The 14737-nt window shown below is 65.7% G+C and carries 12 protein-coding genes; 9 read left to right on the top strand and 3 right to left on the bottom strand.

The window, feature by feature from the left end; translation table 11 throughout:
- The first annotated feature begins 184 nt into the window (after positions 1 to 184).
- From G6N57_RS26285 to G6N57_RS26295, 3 genes are read left to right on the top strand one after another with little or no spacing between them, the layout of a single operon-like run.
- Positions 185 to 1204: a Rieske 2Fe-2S domain-containing protein gene (locus tag G6N57_RS26285; protein WP_097925998.1), complete on the top strand. Its 1020-nt coding sequence runs from the start codon at positions 185 to 187 to the stop codon at positions 1202 to 1204.
- Positions 1201 to 1818, top strand: a complete 618-nt coding sequence (locus tag G6N57_RS26290; protein WP_077743787.1) for a cysteine hydrolase family protein — start codon at positions 1201 to 1203, stop codon at positions 1816 to 1818. The genes G6N57_RS26285 and G6N57_RS26290 overlap by 4 nt, the downstream gene beginning before the upstream one ends.
- Positions 1819 to 1825: 7 nt before the next feature.
- Positions 1826 to 3481 carry a medium-chain acyl-CoA ligase Mig gene (locus tag G6N57_RS26295; protein WP_077743903.1) on the top strand — a complete coding sequence of 552 codons (1656 nt, stop codon included), beginning with the start codon at positions 1826 to 1828 and terminating at the stop codon, positions 3479 to 3481.
- On the opposite strand, the gene G6N57_RS26300 is transcribed toward G6N57_RS26295, so the two are convergent.
- Positions 3465 to 4952: an aldehyde dehydrogenase family protein gene (locus G6N57_RS26300; protein ID WP_077743786.1), complete on the bottom strand. Its 1488-nt coding sequence runs from the start codon at positions 4950 to 4952 to the stop codon at positions 3465 to 3467. The two genes, G6N57_RS26295 and G6N57_RS26300, sit on opposite strands and share 17 nt — an antisense overlap.
- A 158-nt stretch (positions 4953 to 5110) precedes the next feature.
- Here G6N57_RS26300 and G6N57_RS26305 point away from each other — a divergent pair, with 158 nt between their 5' ends.
- The 3 genes from G6N57_RS26305 (at position 5111) to G6N57_RS26315 (ending at position 7907) form a co-directional block, all read left to right on the top strand.
- On the top strand, positions 5111 to 5896 hold the full coding sequence (locus G6N57_RS26305; RefSeq protein ID WP_077743785.1) for an SDR family oxidoreductase: 786 nt from the start codon (positions 5111 to 5113) through the stop codon (positions 5894 to 5896).
- An 80-nt stretch (positions 5897 to 5976) separates the two neighbouring features.
- Positions 5977 to 7197, top strand: coding sequence for a cytochrome P450 (locus tag G6N57_RS26310; protein ID WP_077743784.1), 1221 nt, complete (start codon positions 5977 to 5979; stop codon positions 7195 to 7197).
- 11 nt (positions 7198 to 7208) lie between these two features.
- Positions 7209 to 7907, top strand: a complete 699-nt coding sequence (locus G6N57_RS26315; RefSeq protein WP_077743902.1) for a TetR/AcrR family transcriptional regulator — start codon at positions 7209 to 7211, stop codon at positions 7905 to 7907.
- A gap of 17 nt (positions 7908 to 7924) precedes the next feature.
- Here the strand turns inward: G6N57_RS26315 and G6N57_RS26320 are convergent, their stop codons facing one another.
- Both G6N57_RS26320 and G6N57_RS26325 read right to left on the bottom strand, forming a co-directional pair.
- Positions 7925 to 9460: an aldehyde dehydrogenase family protein gene (locus tag G6N57_RS26320; RefSeq protein WP_077743783.1), complete on the bottom strand. Its 1536-nt coding sequence runs from the start codon at positions 9458 to 9460 to the stop codon at positions 7925 to 7927.
- 104 nt (positions 9461 to 9564) lie between these two features.
- Entirely contained in the window at positions 9565 to 11787 is a 2223-nt protein-coding gene (locus G6N57_RS26325; RefSeq protein WP_077743782.1) for a molybdopterin-containing oxidoreductase family protein, read from the bottom strand.
- A gap of 29 nt (positions 11788 to 11816) precedes the next feature.
- Between G6N57_RS26325 and G6N57_RS26330 the strand changes: the two genes are divergently transcribed.
- From G6N57_RS26330 to G6N57_RS26340, 3 genes are all read left to right on the top strand, one after another.
- Complete coding sequence (locus tag G6N57_RS26330; RefSeq protein WP_077743781.1) at positions 11817 to 12254, top strand: Zn-ribbon domain-containing OB-fold protein; 438 nt, start codon at positions 11817 to 11819, stop codon at positions 12252 to 12254.
- Between the two features lie 14 nt (positions 12255 to 12268).
- On the top strand, positions 12269 to 13417 hold the full coding sequence (locus G6N57_RS26335) for a thiolase family protein (RefSeq protein WP_077743780.1): 1149 nt from the start codon (positions 12269 to 12271) through the stop codon (positions 13415 to 13417).
- 96 nt (positions 13418 to 13513) lie between these two features.
- A complete protein-coding gene (locus G6N57_RS26340) occupies positions 13514 to 14698 on the top strand; it encodes an amidohydrolase family protein (protein WP_077743901.1) in 1185 nt (394 codons plus the stop codon).
- Positions 14699 to 14737 lie beyond the last annotated feature (39 nt).

The following is a 14737-nucleotide window of genomic DNA, read 5'->3' on the forward strand; positions in this document are numbered from 1 at the left end:
ACCCCTGACAGTTCACCCACCGCGTTGGACCGGGCGGCTTATTTGTAAACGCTACCGTAAGCCATTCAGTAGAATCAACGTCGCCGTTCGGCACCCCACCCGTGTTCGCTTCCCGTGCAGAAAGCTCTACTGTAATGTATTCCGTAGCCAATGCGAGAGCACTGATGCAGGAAGGCAGCTGTCCATGAAAGTGCCGTTCACCTGGAAGGTCACCGGCTGGTTCATGATCGGCTGGTCGGCCGAGTATGAGGTCGGCGATGTGAAGGCGCTGAAGTATTTCGGCGAGGACCTCGCCGCCTACCGCGACGAGTCCGGCGAGCTGCACGTACTCGAAGCCCACTGCAAGCACCTGGGTGCGCACATCGGGCACGGCGGCAAGGTGGTCGGCGACTGCGTGGAGTGCCCGTTCCATGGCTGGCGGTGGGGCCCCGAAGGTAACAACACCTACATTCCCTACCAGCCCGACAAGCCCAACCGCGGGCTACGGCTGCGGTCCTACCCGGTCAAGGAGCAATACGGCTGCATCTTCATGTGGTACCAGCCCGACGGTAAAGAACCGCAGTGGGAACTGCCCGACATCTTCCACAAGTTCCCGCAGTTCGAAACCGACCCGAATGCGTACTACCGGCCCTACCCGGAGTTCTCCAGCCGAGCCGATGCGATCCCGGTGCACCCCCAGATCGTCGCCGAAAACGGTCCGGACAGTTCCCATTTCCGATATGTGCACGGCGCCACCGTCACTCCGGTCTGCCTGCACTGGGAACACGTCGACGAGGAATGGCGGTTCCTGACGGGCTGGCCCGACGCCCGTAGTGACGATCCGGACAAGATGGCGCTGCGGATTCACAGTCACTTCTCCGGCCTGGGGTTCGCGATGAGCGCCTTCGAGGGCTCGTCGAATCACCGGTTGATCTTCGCTTGCACCCCCGTCGACGACGAGGTGTCGGACATGTTCTATTCCATCTGGTGGCCTAAAGAATCGGGTACAGCTGCCGGGTCCGACATACCCCCGGAACACGTGCGCCGACACGTCGAGAAGCAGTTCCTCAAGACAGTGTGGGAGGACTGCGACATCTGGCGCTACCAGAAGTACGTCGAACACCCGCCCCTGGCCAAGATCGACGCGAAACCGTATATGGCGATGCGTAAGTGGGCCACCCAGTTTTACGAGGTCCCTCCCGCCGACAGCGTTGCGCACGCATGAAGATCGACCTGACCGAACTCGTCGCGCCCGAACACACCGCCATCGTCACCCAGGAATGTCAGGGCGCGGTGGTCGGCCCCGACGCCGGGTTGGCCGCGCTGGCCGACGAGGCCCGCCGAGAGGCATTGCCCAACATCGGCAAGCTGTTGCCGGCGGCACGCGCCGCCTCCGCCCGGGTGGTGCACTGCCTGGTGCAGAGACGCCCGGATGGGTTGGGTTCCAATCACAACGCCAAGATCTTCGCGATCGGCCGTAACGACGTCGGCATCCTGCCCGGCAGTCCCGGCGCTGCGCTGTTGCCCGAATTCGGTCCGGAACCAGACGATCTCGTGCTGTCTCGTTGGCACGGCCTGGGCCCGATGGGCGGCACCGATCTGGACGCCATCCTGCGCAACCTCGGGGTGCGCACCATCGTGGCCGTCGGAGTCTCGGTGAACATCGCGATCACCAACCTGGTGATGGACGCGGTCAACGCCGGGTACCGGGTGGTCCTGCCGCGGGATGCGGTGGCCGGAATCCCGACCGCCTACGCCGACGCGGTCATTGACAACACCCTGTCCCTTCTCGCCACCGTCACCACGACCGACCGCCTGCTGCACGCGTGGCAGCGCTGATCCGCCAATAGGAGAAACCGTGCAGTTCACCGTTCCGGCTGTCGCAGAAGCCGTCGCCACGGCCATCGGCGACCGCCCGCTGATCGTGCAGGGCGATCGGCGGTTGACCTACCGCCAGATCGTGGAGCGGTCGAACCGACTGGCGGCATACCTGCATTCGCGCGGGCTGGGCGCACAAACCGAACGCGGCGAGCTCGCCGGTCACGAGGTAGGGCAAGACCTACTGGGCATCTACGCCTACAACGGACCGGAGTTCGTCGAGTCCCTGCTCGGCTCATTCCGGGCCCGCGTCGCCCCGTTCAACGTCAACTACCGCTACGTCAAGAACGAATTGCAGTACCTGCTCGCCGACTCCGGCGCGACCGCGCTGGTGTACCACGCAGCCTTCGCACCCCGGGTGGCCGAGATCCTGTCTGATCTTCCGGCGCTGCGGGTACTGATCCAGATCGCCGACGACTCGGGCAACGAACTGCTCGACGGTGCAGTCGATTACGAGACGATCGTCGCCAACACGACGTTGGCAGCTCCTCCTGTGGAACCCAGCCCTGACGATCTCTACGTGCTCTACACCGGCGGAACGACCGGAATGCCCAAGGGGGTTTTGTGGCGCCAGCACGATATCTTCATGACCGCGTTCGGCGGCCGCAACATGGTGACCGGTGAGAAATCACAATCCGTCGAGGAGATCGTGGGGCGTGCGGTCGACAACCCGGGTACCAAGCTGCTCATCCTGCCGCCGCTGATTCACGGCGCGGCCCAATGGGGTGTGATGACGGCGGTGACCACGGGGCAGACCGTCGTATTCCCCAGTGTGGTCGACCGTTTCGATGCCGACGACGTGGTGCGCACCATCGAACGCGAACAGGTGTTGGTGGCCACGGTGGTGGGCGACGCGATGGCCCGGCCCCTGCTCGATGCGATCAGGGCAGGGACAGCGGATGTGTCCTCACTGTCAGTGGTGGCCAACGGCGGCGCGCAGTTGACGCCCTACGTCAAACAGCAACTCATAGACGCCAAGGAGAATCTCATCGTCGTCGACGGAGTCGGGTCATCCGAGACCGGCGCCCAGATGAGCCACATGTCGGCCCCGGGCGCGGTGTCGACCGGCACCTTCAACGCCGGGCCCGATACCTGCGTGGTGACCGAGGATTTCACCGCGGTCCTGCCCGCCGGCCACGATGGGCTGGGCTGGCTGGCGCAACGCGGATTCGTGCCGCTGGGCTACAAGGGCGATGCCGCCAAGACCGCGGCGACCTTTCCGGTGATCGACGGGGTTCGCTATGCCACGCCGGGTGACCGCGCCCGCCACCTCGACACCGGCGCGATCGAATTGCTCGGTCGCGATTCGGTGACGATCAACTCCGGTGGGGAGAAGATCTTCGCCGAGGAGGTCGAATCCGCGATTGCATCGCATCCCGCGGTACGCGACGTGGTGGTCACCGGCCGCCCCAGTGAGCGCTGGGGACAGGAGGTGGTGGCCATTGTTGCGCTCGCCGACGGCGCCGAAGCCACGGCCGACGAACTCATCGGGCACGCCGAAACCTCGATCGCCCGTTACAAGCTGCCCAAAGCCGTGGTGTTCCGTCCGGTCATCGAGCGCAGCCCGGCCGGCAAGGCCGACTACCGGTGGGCTCGCGAGCAGGCCGTCAGCGAAACTTCCTGAGTCGGGCCGCGGTTCGGTTGCGGGCCCGGCGCAGGCTGAGGTCCGCGCTTACCCTCATGGAAGCGCTGAACGGCCGGGCCGCCTGCCCGGTGACGCTGAACGGCAGGTCGCTGCCGACCACGGTGCGGTAGTGGCTGAACGCGTCGAAGCCTGCTTTGCCGTGGTAGGCACCAGTTCCGCTACGGCCGACCCCTCCGAACGGCGCGTCGGACGGGATCATGTGCGCGGCAAAGTCATTGCGGGCGACCCCACCGCTGCGGGTGTGACCGACGAAGTGACGGAAATCGGCGTCGTCGGGGCCGAACCAGTACGCCACCAGCGGGGACGGGTTGGCGTTGATGTGGTCGATCGGCTCGGCGAGGCGGGAGTAGCCGCGGACCACCAGCACCGGCCCGAACACCTCCTCGTTCGCGATCAGCATCTGATCGTCGACGTCACGCACGATGGTCGGGGCGATCTTGCGTGAGCCCGGGTCGGGCAGCACCTCCCCCGCGGGCACCACGGAGTCGATTCGGGCGCCGTGGGCACGCGCGTCGGCGATGAGACCGACCACCCGGTCGAAGTTGGCGGCGTTGACCGAGGAGCAGTAATCGGGATTGCCGACGATGGTGGGAAACAGATTGCTCAGCGTCTTGCGCGCCACCGTGACGAACCGGTCCACCTGAGCATCCGGCACGAACACATAGTCCGGGCACACGCAGACCTGGCCGCCATTGACCATGCGCGCCTGGGCGATTCGGTTCGCCGCCCGCTCGATGTCGGCTCCGGGCGCCACCACCACGGGGTTCTTGCCACCCAGCTCCAACGTCACCGGGACGAGATTGGCCGCTGCCGCGCGCGCCACCAACGCTCCGATCGACGGGGACCCCGTGAAGAACAGGTGGTCGAACGGAAGACCGGAGAACTCGGCGGCCACCTCCGGACCACCGGTCACGACCCGCAGTTCGGTCGCGTCGAAATACTTCGGGGCGGTGGCGGCCATCAACTCGGCAGTGCGCGGGGTGACCTCGGACATCTTGATCATCACCCGGTTGCCGGCCGCGAAGGCCGCCGCCGCGGGCAGCACCGTCAACTGGATCGGGAAGTTCCATGGTCCGATGATTCCGACCACGCCGAGCGGGCTCGGCAGTACCTCGGCGCGCAACCCGGCGAACCGGGCGGCCCGCATCAGTCTCGTCGCGCGCATCCACTGCGGGATGTGCGCCCTGGTGTGCTCGATGACCGAGAGCATGCCCAAGATTTCGGCGAAGAACGCCGCCGAGCGCGATCGCGATCCGTAGTCCGCAGCGGTGGCGGCGACGAAGTCCTCTGAATTGTCGAGGATCATCGCCAGCAGGCGGTCAATGCGGTTGCGGCGCAGCGCGACATCGGGCGGACCATCGGCGATGAAGGACCGGCGCTGGGCGGCCAGCAGCTCATCGAGGCCGTCGCGCTGCGGCTGCACTGCCGCACGCTCGTCGATCGCGCTCATTCGAATCCGTCTCCTCGCCCGGGCGTCCGTACACTGCCGAAGCTGCCTCCGGTAAGGCTAACGGTAGCACCCACCACGCAGGTCGCAGCCGATTGTCCGACCAGCCTGAATTGTTTACAGTCGTCCTTACTGTCGTTCATTCAGTGAGAGGTTGGCGCATGCCTGAGAGCGCACGCAGGATCGTCGTCGTCGGAGCCGGATCCGGGATCGGAGCCGCCACCGCGGCACACTTCTTCGAGCGGGGTGACCACGTGCTCGCGGTCGACGTGCGACCCAACGACACCCCCGCGTCGGAGCACGCCACCTGCGATCTCCGCGACGCCGCCGACATCTCCCGACTGCTGAGCGAGATCGGCGAAGGCTGGGACATGCTCGCCCATGTGGCGGGCGTCCCGGGCACCGCGCCGGCAGCCGACGTCCTCAAGGTCAATTATCTGGGTATGCGATTGGTGGCCGAAGGCATGCTGCCACTGCTGCGGCACGGCGGTTCGATCGTCACCGTGGCCTCGACCGCCGCCCTGGGCTGGCAACAGCGCATCGACATTCTCGACGGGCTCCTCGACCTCACCGACGGAGATGCGGTGGCGCAGTGGCAGACCGGGCAGGATCCCGATTTCCCGGTCTACACCACGTCCAAACAGGCCGCGATCCTGTTCGCCAAGCGGATCGCGGGTCCGGCGTGGAGCAAATACGGGGTGCGGGTCAACACCGTCAGCCCCGGCCCGGTCGAGACCCCTATCCTCACCGACTTCGAACAGACGATGGGCAAAGACGTACTCGACCTGGTGCGGGCCACCGTCGGCCGGCACGCCACCGTCGACGACGTGGTTCCACTGATCGCCTTCCTGGCCTCCCCCGAGGCGCGCTGGATCAACGGTCAGGACATCCAGGTCGATGCGGGCTTCATCGCATCGATGAGCAACGGGGCCCCGATCACACTCTGAACCACGCCGATTTCATTACTGTAATATTTACAGTAATATGCACCAGCGAAGCGGATGGGTTCCAAATGGTGGGGTGAACTGTGGAAAGTGACGTTCAGGGATTGGCCGTCGACGACTCTGCCGTCGACACCGCCACCCTGCTGCACGACCCCTACCCCATATTCGCGCGACACCGTGCCCAACACGGGGTGTTCCGCGGCTCGGTGATGGACTGGTCGAAGACACCGGAATCACTACTGCCGGAACACCAATTCGCGGCGGTCTCGTTCGACGCGGTCAACACCGTGTTCCGGGACGGCAAGTCGTTCAATTCGAAGATCTACGACAACACCATCGGACTGTTCATCGGCCCGTCCATCCTGGCCATGGAGGGCAAGACCCACCGCGAACACCGCAACCTGGTTTCGGCCGCCTTCAAGTCACGTTCGCTGCAGCGCTGGGAACCCGAGATCGTCCGCCCGATCTGCGAGGCCCTGGTCGACGAGTTCGTCGAAGCCGGCACCGCCGATCTGGTACGCGACTTCACCTTCGAGTTCCCCACCAGGGTGATCTCCAGGTTGCTCGGCCTGCCCGAGGAAGACCTGCCGTGGTTCCGGCAGCGCGCGGTCGAGCTGATCAGCTACACGGTCAAGTACAAGCGCGCCTTCGAAGCCTCCGCCGCTCTCAAGGACTACTTCCTCGCGCAGATCGAATTGCGCCGCTCCAAACCCACCGATGACATCATCGGCGACCTCGTCACCGCGGAGATCGACGGCGAGAAGCTGACCGACGAGGCCATCTACTCGTTCCTGCGGTTGCTCCTGCCCGCCGGGCTGGAGACCACCTATCGCTCGTCGGGCAATCTGCTGTACCTGCTGCTCACCCACCCTGGTCAATTCACCGCGGTCCAGGCCGACCACGAGCTCATCGGCCAGGCCATCGAAGAGGGGCTGCGTTTCGAGACACCGCTCACCACCGTGCAACGCTCGGCCACCAGGGACACCGAACTCGAGGGTGTCGCGCTCCCGGCCGGCGCGGTGATCGACGTCTGCATGGGGTCGGCCAACCGCGACGAGAACCGCTGGGACCGGGCCGAGGAGTTCGACATCTTCCGGAAACGGGTGCCGCACATCACCTTTGCCGCCGGCGAGCACACCTGCATGGGCTTGCACCTGGCCCGGATGGAAACGCGGGTGGCCATGGAGAGCCTGCTCGGCCGGATACGCAACCTCAAACTGATCACCGAGGACGACCCCCACATCTTCGGTCAGCCATTCCGCTCCCCCACCGCCATTCCCGTCACGTTCGAACCGATCCGGTGAAGGACGAAGCCATGGCCAGTCCCGCGCACACCAACGGTCGCCGGCGCCGCGAACGCGGGTCGATCAGCGTCGACGAAATCCTGCGTGGTGCATTCGAAATCGCCGACGAGGTGTCGATCGACAACCTCAGCATGCCCCAGCTGGCCCGCCATCTCGATGTCGGCGTCACCAGCATCTACTGGTACTTCCGCCGCAAAGATCAGCTCCTCGATGCGATGACCGAACGCGTCCTGCTCGATTACGACTTGAGCGTGCCGTCCATCGACGCCGGCACCTGGCGCGAATCGCTGCGGGCACATGCCCATCGAATGCGCGAGATGTTCAACTCGAATCCGATCATGTGCGACCTCATCCTGATCCGCGGTACCCGGGGGGTGCCGGCGGCCCGCACCGCGCTGGAGAAGCTCGAACAGCCGGTCGCCGCGCTGGTAGCCGCGGGGCTCACGGCCAAGCAGGCCTTCGACACCTATACGGCCATCTCCGTGCTCGTGCGCAGTTCGGCCGTGCTGCAACGCTTGCAGAGCCGCCCCGCAGAAGGACAGTTCCCCCGCGAGTACTGGGAGCAGGTGATCGATGCCGACGCGACGCCACTGATCGCCTCGATTCCCGGGCGCGGCTATCGCATCGGCATGGCCGACGATGGCAACTTCGACCACATTCTCGACAGCATCCTCGATCGCGCGGAGCTGTTCACCACCGTCCACGGGTAGCTTTTCTCCGCAGGGACTTACTGCCGGGGCAGGCGCCAGCCGATCGTCTTGGTCTCGGTGTACTGCGCGAACCCCTCAATCCCGCACTGTCTTCCGACGCCGCTGTTCTTGTACCCGCCGAACGGGGCGTCGGCGCCGTAGTACATACCGCCATTGACACCAATTGCCCCCGTCCTTATCCGTCTCGCGATCCCCATCGCCCGCTCGGACGAGGCCGACACCACCGCCCCCGCGAGACCGAATGCGCTGTCGTTGGCGATCCGCACCGCCTCGTCGTCGTCATCGAACGGCAGCATCACCAACACCGGTCCGAACACCTCGTCCTGGGCAATGGCCGATCCGGGATCGGCCCCGACGATGACGGTGGGTGCGACGAAATGCCCGTCGGTCAGATGCTCGGGCAATCCATCGGGCACCCCGCCGCCCACTGCGATGTCGGCGCCGTCGCGGCGGGCGCCGTCGATCGCGTCGAGCACGCGTTGCTTCTGGGCCGCACTGATCAGCGGGCCGACCAGAGTGGTCGGCAAGGCGGGATCACCGACCGGGACCGCGCCGAAGGCCATCGTCACGTTGGCGAGCGCCTCGTCGAACAGGCTGCGGTGCAACAGCATCCGGGTGTTGGCTGCACAGGCCTGTCCGGCGTGCACGCAGGCACCGATCGCCCCGGGGATGATGTGGCCGGGCTTGGCGTCGTCGAGCACGATCATCGCCGACTTGCCGCCGAGTTCAAGGAAGGTGCGCTTCATGGTGTCGGCGCCGACTCGCATCAAATGCCTGCCGACCGCAGTCGACCCCGTGAACGACACCATGTCGACGCGTGGGTCGGTGCCCAGCTGCCCGGCCACCTCGTTGGACCGCGTGGGCACCACATTGACCACACCGGGCGGGACGTCGGTGCGCTCGGCGAGCAGCCGGCCCAACCTGGTGGCGTTCCACGGCGTGTTCGGATCAGGTTTGAGCACCACGGTATTGCCGGCGGCCAGCGCGGGCCCGAGCTTGTTGAGGATCACCTCGATCGGGAAGTTCGACGGGGTGATCGCGGCGACCACACCGACAGCCTCCTTGACCACCGTGCGGGCGTTGCGCTCACCGAACAGCCCGCCGCCGTCGAGGGTGCGCTCCCATTCGAATTCGTCGATCAGCCTGGCCGGGTATCGCAACGCATCGGCCAGCGGCCAGTCCAGCTGAGCGTTCTGCGTCGTCATCACCGGGCAACCCACCTCGGCGATCAACTCCTCACGCAGATCGTCCTTTTCGGATTCGATCGCCTCCTGCAGTTGAGCCAGTACCCGCTGACGCAAGCCGCGGTTGGTGCTCCAGTCGGAGTCATCGAACGCGCGCCGGGCCGCGCCGATCGCGGCATCCATGTCCCGCGCTCCGGCCGCCGCGGTGGTCCCGAGGACAAGACCGGTGGCCGGGCTGAGGTTGTCGAATTCGGCACCGGAGGCTGCGGCCACCAGTTCGCCGTCGATGAGCATGCGCTTTTCGGCCCGGCCTGCGGCACGCCGACCGATGTCCACACTGGTGACGGCCTCATCCACGACTTCGCTCACGCCGACAACCGTAACACTTACAGTAATATACCCAGTCGCCGAAACCGCATTCCAGCAGAGAAAGTTCGAGAACGGGCCTGCCGGAATGCCGTTTCGCGGGAAGGTCAGGCGTGCTCGACCTGCACCGGCACTCCGGTCAGCCAGGACATGCCGGCCAACGCCTCCACGTCGGCGGGCTCGCTCGACGTCAATTGGTTGACGTTGGCGCCGCCCCCCTGGTTGGCGATCCGCCACTGCCCACTTCCCTTGTGCCCCCACCCATGCGGTATCGCGACCGTCCCGCGCATGATGTCATCGGTGAGCGACAGCGCAATGTCGATCTGGCCGTACGGCGACCGTACGCGCACCGCGTCGCCATCGGCCAGGCGACGCGTCGCAGCATCCTCGGTGTGCATCAGCGCACGATGAATCCTCTTGCCACGCATGAGCAACGGGGAATTGTGCAGCCAGGAATTCTCCGACCGCGGTTCCCGCATGCCGATCATGCGGAGCGGATATCCATCCGGGTCGGCGCGTCGTGACAGCGCGGCGATCTCAGAGGCGATGTCGTCATGCACCAGCCGAACCCGCCCCTTCGGATACACCACGACCTCGCCCAGCACACCCGTGCGGATGTTCGGCGCCACCACGACACCGTGCGGATGGTGTTCGGCCAGCCGGCGGAACGTCAACCCGCCCCGGCGCAGCCCGAAGCGGTCACCGCCGTCTGCCATCCGGATCATCGTGTCGATCATCGGCCGCGGGCTGAGCCTCTGGCCGCGTCGTGCGGCCCGTTTGACCGCCAGCCGAAGGGCCACGAAAACCGGTGTGCGCACCTTCATTCGGGCGATCAGATCGACGACGATGTCCCACTCGGTGCGAGCCTGGCCCCGCGGTGCCACCACCGCGTCGGTGGCCTGCCGGAACGGCGTGGCCTGGAACATCTGGAACGTGACGGCGAAGTCGTCGCGTTCGTACATCGTCGTCACGGGTAACACGTAGTCGCAGTGCGCGGTGGTCTCGTTGACGTAGAGATCCAGGCCGACCGACAGGTCCAAGGATTCCAATGCCTGTTCCAGTTCCAAGCCATTGGGCACCGAAAGAACCGGGTTGCCTGCACCGATGAACATCGCCTTGACCTGCCGCCGACCCGGCGTCGTGATCTCCTTGGCCATGAATGCGGCGGGTTCCGCCCCGATGACCAGCGGCAGGCCGCCGACCCGCGTCCGCTTGTTCCGGTAGCTGCGGCGCAGGGAAGCGCCCATTGCCAGCGATCCCCATTTCTGTCCCGGGATGCCCAACGTGCTGAATACGCTCCCGCCCGGGGTATCCAGGTTGCCCGCGACGAGGTTGACCGCGTCGAGCAGATAAGTGGTCAATGTGCCGTTGCGCCCGACGCAGGTACCCAGCCGGCCGTACACGGCGGCTCGTTCAGTGGCGGCGAGATCGCGCGCCAACGCGCGCACGGTGTCCGGATCGACACCGGTGTGCCGGTGGGTGGCCTCCGGGCTGAACCGCGAGGACTGCGCTTGCAGCCAGTCCAGCCCGTCGGCCTGGGTCCGGGCCCGGGCACTGACGAGCCCCTCGGCGAACAGCACCTGCAGGATCGACAACAACAGGCAGGAATCGGCATCCGGGACGATCCCGAGCCACTCGAATTGCGCCGCGGTCTCGCTGCGCCGTGGATCGACGACGACGACCCGTCCGCCCCGCTTCACGATGTCGTGCATGCGGTCTTTGATCCGCGGCGCAGTGAGGAAACTGCCATGGGACACCACCGGATTCGCGCCGAACATGACCAGGAGGTCGGTACGTGTGAGGTCCGGAATGGGTACCGGGAACGGGGCCCCGTACAGAAATTGGTTGGCCAGCAGCCGGCTGCTGGTGTCCTGGGTGGATGAGCTGAAGAAATGACTGTCGCCGCCGACGCCCTTGGCGAAGGCCATCGCGGCGAACAGATGCGAATAACTGAAGGCTGCGGGATTGCCCATGTACCAGGCGACGGCGCCAGAACCATGCCGCCGGTGTATGACGTCGAGCCGGGCGGCAATGTCATCCAGGGCCTCGTCCCAGCTCACGGGTTCGAAGCCGCCCACAGTGCGCTTCAGCGGTGTCGTGATCCGATCGGGGTCGTTGACGACCTCGGTGAACGCGATGCCCTTCTGGCAGGCGAATCCGGCCGACAGTGGGTGGTCCTTATCTGGGCGAAGTGCGGTGAGCGTGCCGCCCTCGACGGTGGCGATCATGCCGCACAGCGGCTCGCAGATCCGGCAGAACGTCACCTTGGGCTCGGCCTCACGCTCGATCACTTGGACTACGTTACTGTAAGAGTTACAGTTGCTAAACATTTTCGGCCGAACACGGAGGAATCGAACGTATGCAGAAGGCCCTCGCGCCGGAGATCTCGACGTGGCCGGACGCCGAACCTCAGCTGATCGGTAGCCGCTGCACCGACTGCACCGCCACCACCTTCCCGGCCCAGCCTCGTTGCCCACGATGCAGCGGAGCCAACACGTCCGAAACGCTGCTCCCCCGCCGCGGCACCGTCATCGCCTGGACCACCCAGGGCTTCCCACCCGGCGCCCCCTACAAGGGACCCACCGGCAAGAACTTCGTTCCCTTCGGCGTCGGCCTCGTCGAACTCGCCGACGACACCGGACCCGTCATCCGCGTCGAAGGCCGCCTCACCGAAAACGACCCTGCCAAACTGCAATTCGGCATGGACGTCGAACTCACCATGATTCCACTTACAACGGACGAAGACGACCCCGACAACCCGGTGGAGATTGTCACCTTCGCCTTCCAGCCCGCCTAGAAAGGCCGCGCAACATGACCAATGACGTCGCCATCATCGGCGTCGGCCTGCACCCGTTCGGCCGCTTCGAAGGCAAGTCCGCGATGGCCATGGGCGTGGACGCCATCTTCGCCGCGGTCGCTGATGCCGGAATAGAGTGGCGCCACATCCAAGCTGCAACGGGCGGCAGTTGGACGGTGGCGAACCCGGACGCGATCGTCGGGATGGTCGGGCTGACCGGCATCCCGTTCACCAACGTGTTCAACGCATGCGCCACCGCCGCCAGCGCCACCAAGGCCTGTGCCGATGGGATCCGGCTCGGTGACTACGACATCGGGATCGCGATCGGCCTGGACAAGCACCCCCGCGGCGCGTTCACCGAAGACCCGTCGCTGGTCGGGATGCCCAGCTGGTACGCCGAGAACGGCCAGTACCTCACCACCCAGTTCTTCGGGATGAAGGCCAACCGCTACCTGCACGAGCACAACATCTCGCAGCGCACCCTGGCCAAGGTGGCCAACAAGAACTTCCGCAACGGCGCGCTGAACCCGAACGCGTTCCGGCGCAAGCCGATCAGCGAGGACGACATCCTCAACTCGACGATGCTCAACTACCCGTTGACCCAGTACATGTTCTGTGCCCCGGACGAGGGTGCCGCGGCGGTGGTGATGTGCCGCGCGGACATCGCCCACCGGTACACCGACAAGCCCGTGTATCTGAAGGCTGTCGAAGTCCGGACACGGCGGTACGGCGCCTACGAGGTCAACACCACCTGCGCACCGGTGGAGGAAGACGTGGCGCCGACGGTGTACGCCGCCCGGGCCGCGTTCGAGAAGGCCGGTGTGGCACCCGAAGACGTCGACGTCGTCCAACTGCAGGACACCGACGCCGGCGCCGAGATCATCCACATGGCCGAATGCGGATTCTGCGCCGACGGCGACCAGGAGAAGCTGCTGGCCGACGGCGCCACCGAGATCGGCGGCTCCCTACCGATCAACACCGACGGCGGCCTGATCGCCAACGGCGAGCCCATCGGCGCCTCCGGGCTGCGCCAGATCCACGAACTGGTACGGCAACTCCGTGGCCAGGCCGGCGACCGGCAGGTACCGGGCAATCCCCGCGTCGGCTTCGCCCAGCTCTACGGCGCCCCCGGCACCGCCGGCGCCACCGTCCTGACGCTCTGACTCTCATGGCCGAGCGGGAGAAAAGGAACCACCACCGTGACTGAACATTCCGTCGAACAGTTCAGGGACGCACCGATTTTCGATGCCGACCAGCACATGTACGAAACCGGTGAGGCGCTGACGAAGTTTCTCCCGGACAGGTACTCACGTGCGGTGCAGTACGCCCAGATCGGCCGTCAGACCCGGGTGGTGATCAACAACCGGGTCACCGACTTCATCCCGAATCCGACCTTCGAGCGGGTGGCGGCTCCCGGCGCGCACGAGAAGTTCTTCGCCGGCGAGAACACCGAGGGATTGACCTTGCGCGAGATGCAGGGCAAGGCGATCGACGCACCCGCGGCCACCCGTAACCCCGACGACCGTGTCGCGGAGCTGGACCGCCAGGGTGTGGTCGAGGCCCTGAACTATCCCACCCTGGGTAGCCTCGTCGAGCACTCCAGCGCCGACGACCCTCAGCTCACGCTGGCGATCGTCCACGCGCTGAACGAGTGGATTCTCGAGCACTGGAGCTTCAACCACGCCGACCGGGTGTTCTCGACACCTATCATCAATCTGTCCGAAGTCGATGCGGCGCAACGTGAACTGGAATGGATCCTCGACCACGGGGCCAAGGTCGCGCTGATCAAACCCGGTCCGGTCAACGGCCTGCATGGCTGGCGCTCCCCCGCCCTGCCGGAGTTCGACCCGTTCTGGCGTGACGTCGAGGCCGCCGGCCTACCCATCGTGTTGCACGCCAGCTATCCCCCGCTCGATGACTACGTCAACAAGTGGGAGCCGCCCCACACTCAGAACTTCATGGCGCAGAGCGCGTTCCGGTGGATGGTGCTGGGACACCGCGAGATCGCCGACATGCTGACCGCACTGATCTGCCACGGCACGCTGACCCGGTTCCCGGAGCTGCGCATCGCCAGCGTCGAGAACGGCAGCAGCTGGATCTTCCCGCTGTTCCACGATTTCGCAGACCTGTACAAGAAGATGCCGCAGAACTTCCCCGAGCATCCGCACGACGTATTCCGTCGCAACATCTGGGTCAGCCCGTTCTGGGAAGGCTGCGTGTCCGACGTGGTGGAGACGGTCGGATGGGACAAGGTGCTGTTCGGCTCGGACTACCCGCACCCCGAGGGCCTGGCCGAACCGAAAGGCTTCTGGAAGTACGCCGAGGGCATGGATATTCGCCGCACCTACGACTTCATGGGCGACAACGCACGACGGTTCATGGGACTGCCCATCGCCAACCCTGATCCCGGCGCGGTCAAACCGCCGGCGCTCGCCGGCGCCTGAGCGGCCGTTCAAGCTCGCGAGCAGACACAAAACTGCCTG

It is taken from the genome of Mycolicibacterium boenickei (genome assembly GCF_010731295.1).
GTDB lineage: Bacteria > Actinomycetota > Actinomycetes > Mycobacteriales > Mycobacteriaceae > Mycobacterium > Mycobacterium boenickei.